We start from the raw sequence: 6,666 nt of genomic DNA, 5'->3' as shown, positions 1-6,666 counted from the left end.
ATCAATTGAAGACCTAGAATATTTATTACATCAACTCTTAAATGAAGGAGCGTTAATTATTAAATGGGGACGAAAACTCAAAAATAAAGGCGATACTATTATCACAATTTAAATGCACAAGAGCTTATCCTAAACTTGTATTATTAGTATTTAATTCAGCCTTATTATCAAGCAGCACCGAACCCCTTGTACTTATATTGATATCGCCTGCATTGCCTTTACCAGAATTTATTGTACTAATTTTACTATTTCTTATAGTTAATAAAGGAGCGTTGATATTAATATAACCACCATTACCATGATGAGCATTACTACTAATAATTAGTTCCTCTAATTCGAGTGGGGTTTGACTTATGAAAGTAATATTTCCTGCTCGTCCTGTTAGGGTAGATTCACTAGTCACATCACGATCAGTTGGTTTTCCTTTTCTACCTTTAATTGTAATAATTTTGGCATCAATTGTAATATTTCCTGCATTTCCAGTTTCACCAGTACTTTGATCGTTTTTAGTTTGCGTTACAATCGCACCAGCTTGGTTAGCAGTAACTTCAACTATCCCTTGACGCGCCTGTAACGTAATATCACCAGTACTGCCTGCACTACTCCCTGATCCAGCAGCAGTTGAGTTTGTAAATATGCCTCCTGTAACCTTAATATCACCGTTGCTGCTGGTAATTTGAATTTTCCCAGAGTTTCCAGCATTATATTTTCCTCCACGTGTGATTACGGAAGCATTAATAGCTCCGGCATTATTTTTATTATTTAGGTCTGTTGATCTGATTGTGATATTACCACTGCCTTGAATAATAATGTTACCCCCATTGCCTGTATTAACTTGATTATTATCTATACCAGAAAATATTTGATCAGTTGTAATATTTCCTTTGGATTGAATAAGAATATTTCCCCCATTTTTAACGTTAGAAATGTTTTCTTCTCCAGAATCTATTTGCTGGGTTATGATATTTCCTGACAACTGAGGATTAGGTTGATATTGATTTGTTAAAAATATCAACCCTCCTTGATTTATAATATTGCCGTTGATAGTAATATTCGCATTTGTTGGACTATTGGTTGTCGTAGGATTTTGCAGATTGAATCCAGTCAGTGAGTTAGGTGTAAAGTTTGCAGTGCCAATATAACTAGAATCGACCCCTGCTCTAATGTCTAAGGTTGGTGTTTGACTACCATCAATCTTTATTTTTGTGCCATCCGATAGCGTGACGGTTTCTTGAAGAGAATTAATTGTGCTGTCTACGCCAGTGATTTCAACATCATCGGTAATATTAATACTCCCACCCGCCAGAATGTGCAAAGATGCTCCTCTGTAGCCATCAAAACTCACATCCCCAGTGGCGCGAATTACAGGAGCATGGGGACTAAATAGATTACCTAAATCGCCGTTCAACTTTTCTATCCTCAAATTACCCCCAGCCCAAAAATGTGCATCGCCGCCAATGGTATTTTTAGACCTAAATACCATATTCCCAGCCGAAAAAAAGCCACTATTTGGGTGATTTAAGGCATAAATATCAACTTTCTGATTACCTTGCGCCAGCAAATTCCCGCCCGCCACCACAATGAACGGGATACTTGCGCTATCTCTAACTTTTAAACTGTCCTGCGCCTGTAATGTTAAATCACCACCAGCTTGGAGTGTTCCCTGTAAATCCAGATTTTCTGCATTCAGCGTCAAATTTTTGCCTGTTACCAAGTTCCCTTGACTGGTAATGTTTGCGGTTGGCTGCAAACCATACTGCACACCCACAGGTACACTCATTGTTAACAGTGGCGGTGCTTGGGGATTAGTAGCACTAAATTCACTACCATCAGGAAATTGAAAACTGTTGGCTGTGGTAGCTAAAAATGAACCTTGAATATCTAACTGGGCATTCGACCCAAAAATAATCCCCTTGGGATTGAGCAAAAACAAATTAGCTGCACCATTTACGCCCAAAGTCCCCAAAATATGAGAAGCACTACTACCCGTAACTCGACTAAAAATATTATCAACGCCTGTAGGGTTGGCAAAATATACTCTCTGCCCATTGTTGACATTAAATTCTGAAAAACTGTGATATAGGTTGCTGCCTCTTGCAACACCGCCTTCAATTAAGTTAGCTTCATTTCCTTTAATGTTGACACCAGTTGTAACGCGGGAGTTTTGATTTCCCAATGTGGAATCAGGTGTAATTTGTGCCAAGCAAGCATTACTGGTCAATATTGATCCTACAGCGATCGGGATTATGGCTATCTTTGCTGAGAAGAATCCTGGCTTACCTTCAGCAAAGTTCCTGCGTTTATTCACTGTTAACTCAAATTCTGTGAAGACTAAGCATAAGTTCATCCCCAATTAAAATCGCTACATAGTTCTTTGTCAAGAATTTACATAGATGTTTTTTGCATAACGTATATTTAACTACTGCCAGCAAGGTTGGAGATAATCATGAACTGGTACTAAACAAAACTTAATTAAGTACCATCAGCTTATCAAAATTCATATTATTTACTGATGTTGCAATACCTCTACACCTTCTCTCAAAAGTAGGTTATTTTTAGTAAGTTAAGCAGCCGATAGTCAATTTAATTACATTTAACTTACTATGATGTGAATTGCAGATTGAACATTAAACCCAAAACAACTACGGAAATTACTTAAACTTTTGCAAGTTCCATTTCAATTCAATGGTAAATTCCTTTAACCTAACTTTAAATTCTCAGCAAGCAGCAGTAGCAGTAACAGTATCCCAAACTACTCAACTACCAGAAGCACTAGCGCAATTAGGATTAAGTCACTCCCATCCTGTTTTAGTCATCGTAGGAGGAGCCAGTCTGATTAGTGAAGTAGACTTCTTGCGTATCCAAAACCTGTTTGTAGAAGTCTTAGCACCAATAGCTCAAAGCTTAGGTGCTTATGTGGTAGATGGAGGTACTGATGCGGGAGTTATGCGATTGATGGGTAATGCTCGTAGCCAAATTAATGGTGATTTTCCCTTAATTGGTGTTGCTCCCTTAGCCAAAGTAATTTTACCTGAACAGACTGTCTTAAGTGAGGATGCTACAGCCCTAGAGCCGCATCATACTCATTTTGTGCTGGTTCCTGGCAATAATTGGGGTGATGAGTCACCTTGGATAGTTAATTTAGCAACTCTTTTAGCTAATCAAGCACCTTCTATTACAGTCTTGATTAATGGTGGTGAGATTAGCTTTATTGATGCCTTAAATAGCATTATTGCTGGACGCTTAGTGATAGTAATTGCTGGTAGTGGCAGAACAGCAGATAAGCTGGCTTCTGCCTTAGATAGAGATACGACTGATGAACGCGCTCAAAAATTGGCAGCATCAGGTCTTTTACAAAAAATAGACTTAGCCGCTAAACAAGACGACTTAATCAATGAAATTACACAATTATTAGCTTAGGTAGTGAAAAACTATGGCGAAAAAAGATGCTTACCAAGAATTTCTTAAGGAAAAATTTACAAGTTTAATTGATTCCTTAAATATTTCAGAACTCCAAAAAATATTTTTAGCTTCACGCTGGTTAGACCAAATGTTATGGATGGAAGGTCAAGCCGGTAAAGCAAGAAATATGTATTATAAATTGCGGCTGTTAACCATTATTGGTGGCGTAATTCTTCCGGCTCTAGTCAGTTTAAATATTAATAGTTCTAAAATGCGAGAAATTGTAGTGATAGGAACTTTTGGACTGAGCCAAGTTGTAGCAATCAGCGCAGCTATTGAAGAGTTTTTTCATTATGGAGAACGCTGGCGACACTATCGACGCACAGCCGAATCGTTAAAAACCCAAGGCTGGCAGTTCTTTGAGTTGACTGGGCCTTATGCAGGCTATCAGGATCATGAGCAAGCATTTAACGTTTTCGCTAACCAAGTAGAAGATATTATTCAAAGGGATGTAGAGGTGTATGCTACCCAAGTTGTACAAGAAAAGAAACAACAAGAAAATAATAATGATAATAAACACGAAAAGGTAGCTTAATCGCTATAGCGGATTTATAGCAGGACTTACGCAAAAGTATCCCGAAAAGCTTAATTCATCCTAGACGCGAAGCTGCTTTCCAAAGGGTATCGCCAAGTCGCCAAGAACGCCAATAAGTCGTATATTCTGCGTAAGTCCTATATAGTAATCGTAAATCGTTTGTAAACAAATTCTCTGTTGCTTTCCTTTGTATACTTCTTTTTCAGATATTATAGACTATCAAATAAAAGTAAAAATATTTTCTTTAGAAGCAGTTGATTATATTCCTAAACTTTTGAACAGTTAGGAGTCATTTTGAGAGTGTAAATAAACTTGCAGTTATGTCTTTTGCGCCAGTAATTTATGTCTTTTTAAATTTACATTTTTGGCTGTGAATTATTAGCTGAAATCCCAAAAAGCTTATATCTTATTAGTTATCCCAATTATTGAAAATCAAGCGCCAAAGACAAAACTGAAAACAACTGATTTGCATAGACAACATCCAGCAAACAAGACTTAATTTCTTCAAAATTAGGATTTCATAACATGATGTTAAATTCTCGTTCTGCTGGAATTTTTTGGCAAGCAGGTCTATTTTTTGCGGGATTAATTAGCTGCTTAAACTTCACTTCTACCCCAGCATCAGCACAAGTATTAATAGAAGACCCCATCAGCGATTTTTCTTCGGGAGATGCAGGTTCCTTTGCTGGTGCAGTTGTATATGTTACTCCCAGTGCTTATTTATCCACTGTTGCTGCTCAAATTAATCCCCCTACAGGCACCTTTTTTGCTGGATTCAATGGTAGTTATACAGTTACAGGAGTTTCATATATAGATCCAATTACTCATATTTCCACACCAAGCATTACACTCCACACAGGAGGATTATTTGCACTACCTTATACAACACCAGAAGGTTCAATTCGAGGGGCTATAGTCGAAAAGCTCAGGTATGGTAATTTAACACTAGATGAATTTACAGCACTTGTCAGAGCGGCTGTAGGTAATGATGGTTTAGAATAGTACGAAATTGTGGAGGCGTACAGTTAACTAGCTGTACGCCTCTAGTTTATGTCAAGGCAAATTTTTCTTGGAGAAAGTAAGCACTAAGTACTCTTAACAATAGAAAATCTGTAGTTGCTCGTTGAGTGTCATTCATTTCAGGCAATTTATCTAGCAACTGCACGATCGCACCTTGATTATAAAAGGGTAGATGAGACATTGCTGAACTCCTCAGAGTGTCTTGAATGAGTTGTTGTAATGGTTCGTTGAGATTAAAGGTAGAAGGTGGTGCAATAAATGGATGCTTTTGGCGTTTGTAGACTGTATCTGTAATGAATGGTTTGGCTGCTTCTCGCAAAACATATTTCTCTGTTAGTCCATTAATTTTCAAAGAAATAGGCATATTCCGAACTAATTCAACTACTTTATGATCCAAAAATGGTAGTCTGCCTTCAATTGAATGTGCCATTTCCACACCATCACCCAACATTCGTAAAAGGTAATTGGCTAAATTTGTTTTTGACCACAAATAGAGAGATTGATTTACAGGTTCTCTACCGTTCAATTGTCCTTTAACATCTATATGGTTGAAAAATTGGCGATACACATCTCGTCTATGAAATTGGTCAATTAGTTCTTGTGAATAGAACCGCAGAGACTCCACATGCCTTTGTGCCGCAGCTTGCATCCAGGCTGGAATGAAATCTAACAATTTTTCAATGGGATTTAAATCTGGAATTGATTCTTCTTCTGCAAACAACAAACCCACGGAAACTTGATTTTTTTGTTTTAATTCTGCTAATAAAAGTTTGATGTTTTCTGGGTCTTCATCTTCTTGGTGGTAAATTAATTTATCTTGGCGAAAATGCACATATCCACCAAAAATCTCATCTGAACCTTCTCCTGTTAGTACCACTTTATAGCCTGCATCTCTAGCGGCAAGACTTAACAAATATTTTGCGGTAGTATTGGCATTCATACTTAACATTTCACAATGCCAAATTGCATCAGCAAAATGATCAGCGATATCTTTTTGATTAACGGGGATAACTTGGATATCAGCCTGACAATGTGCTGCTGTTTCCTGTGCGATCGCAGCTTCATCGTAAGCTGCATGTTCAAAGGCAATTGTAAAAGCCTTGAGAGGTTCAGCACTATGAACAGCGGCCATTCCTAACACTGTAGATGAATCCAGTCCACCACTGAGATAACAGCCAACTGGGACATCAGCCCGGAGACGTAATTGAATTGCTTCATCTAATGTTTGGCGTAGTTGTTGAATGTAATCTTCTGGATTATGGGATAAATAATTATCACTTTGGGGATAATCAAAGTCCCAATAACGATGTAGACGAATACTTGTATGTGATGCTAATAAAAAATGTCCAGGCGGGACTTGATGAACATTAGCATATAAAGTCCGACAAGAAGATAAAACACCCCATGTATCTTGCCAGAAACTTTCATAATCCCAACGCGCAGGGACACCAGCAGCAAACAAAGCTTTGACTTCTGAAGCTACATAGAGAATATCGTTATGAATAGTGTAATACAATGGCTTATACCAAGTCTAAATGAGCGTGCATAGAACTGTAGAATAAAGAACATGGAAGAAAAAGACTCATGAGGAAGCAATGGCACGCCCTTTCAATCTAGAAGTTCAAGAAAGTGCTGAGTATTTGTCAAAA

The 6,666-nt window shown here is 37.7% G+C and carries 5 protein-coding genes; 3 read left to right on the top strand and 2 right to left on the bottom strand.

Going from position 1 to position 6,666, the window contains the following annotated elements; genetic code table 11:
* Window positions 1-124: 124 nt before the first annotated feature.
* Window positions 125-2,308 carry a filamentous hemagglutinin N-terminal domain-containing protein gene (locus H6G75_RS32360; RefSeq protein ID WP_199338110.1) on the bottom strand — a complete coding sequence of 728 codons (2,184 nt, stop codon included), beginning with the start codon at window positions 2,306-2,308 and terminating at the stop codon, window positions 125-127.
* A 377-nt stretch (window positions 2,309-2,685) separates the two neighbouring features.
* On the opposite strand from H6G75_RS32360, the gene H6G75_RS32355 reads away from it, so the two are divergent.
* From H6G75_RS32355 to H6G75_RS32345, 3 genes are all read left to right on the top strand, one after another.
* A complete protein-coding gene (locus H6G75_RS32355) occupies window positions 2,686-3,420 on the top strand; it encodes a hypothetical protein (protein WP_190983949.1) in 735 nt (244 codons plus the stop codon).
* 13 nt (window positions 3,421-3,433) lie between these two features.
* Entirely contained in the window at window positions 3,434-3,997 is a 564-nt protein-coding gene (locus H6G75_RS32350; RefSeq protein WP_190983948.1) for a DUF4231 domain-containing protein, read from the top strand.
* A gap of 525 nt (window positions 3,998-4,522) precedes the next feature.
* The gene (locus H6G75_RS32345; protein WP_190983947.1) at window positions 4,523-4,999 is read left to right on the top strand and encodes a hypothetical protein; all 477 of its coding nucleotides are present in this window, start codon (window positions 4,523-4,525) and stop codon (window positions 4,997-4,999) included.
* Between the two features lie 46 nt (window positions 5,000-5,045).
* Here the strand turns inward: H6G75_RS32345 and H6G75_RS32340 are convergent, their stop codons facing one another.
* Window positions 5,046-6,533: an asparagine synthetase B gene (locus H6G75_RS32340; protein ID WP_242051730.1), complete on the bottom strand. Its 1,488-nt coding sequence runs from the start codon at window positions 6,531-6,533 to the stop codon at window positions 5,046-5,048.
* Window positions 6,534-6,666 lie beyond the last annotated feature (133 nt).

It is taken from the genome of Nostoc sp. FACHB-280, assembly GCF_014697615.1.
In the GTDB taxonomy this organism is placed as follows: Bacteria; Cyanobacteriota; Cyanobacteriia; order Cyanobacteriales; family Nostocaceae; genus Nostoc_B.
The sequence above is the reverse complement of the archived record's forward strand: the minus strand, read 5'-3'. Positions and strand labels throughout refer to the sequence as shown.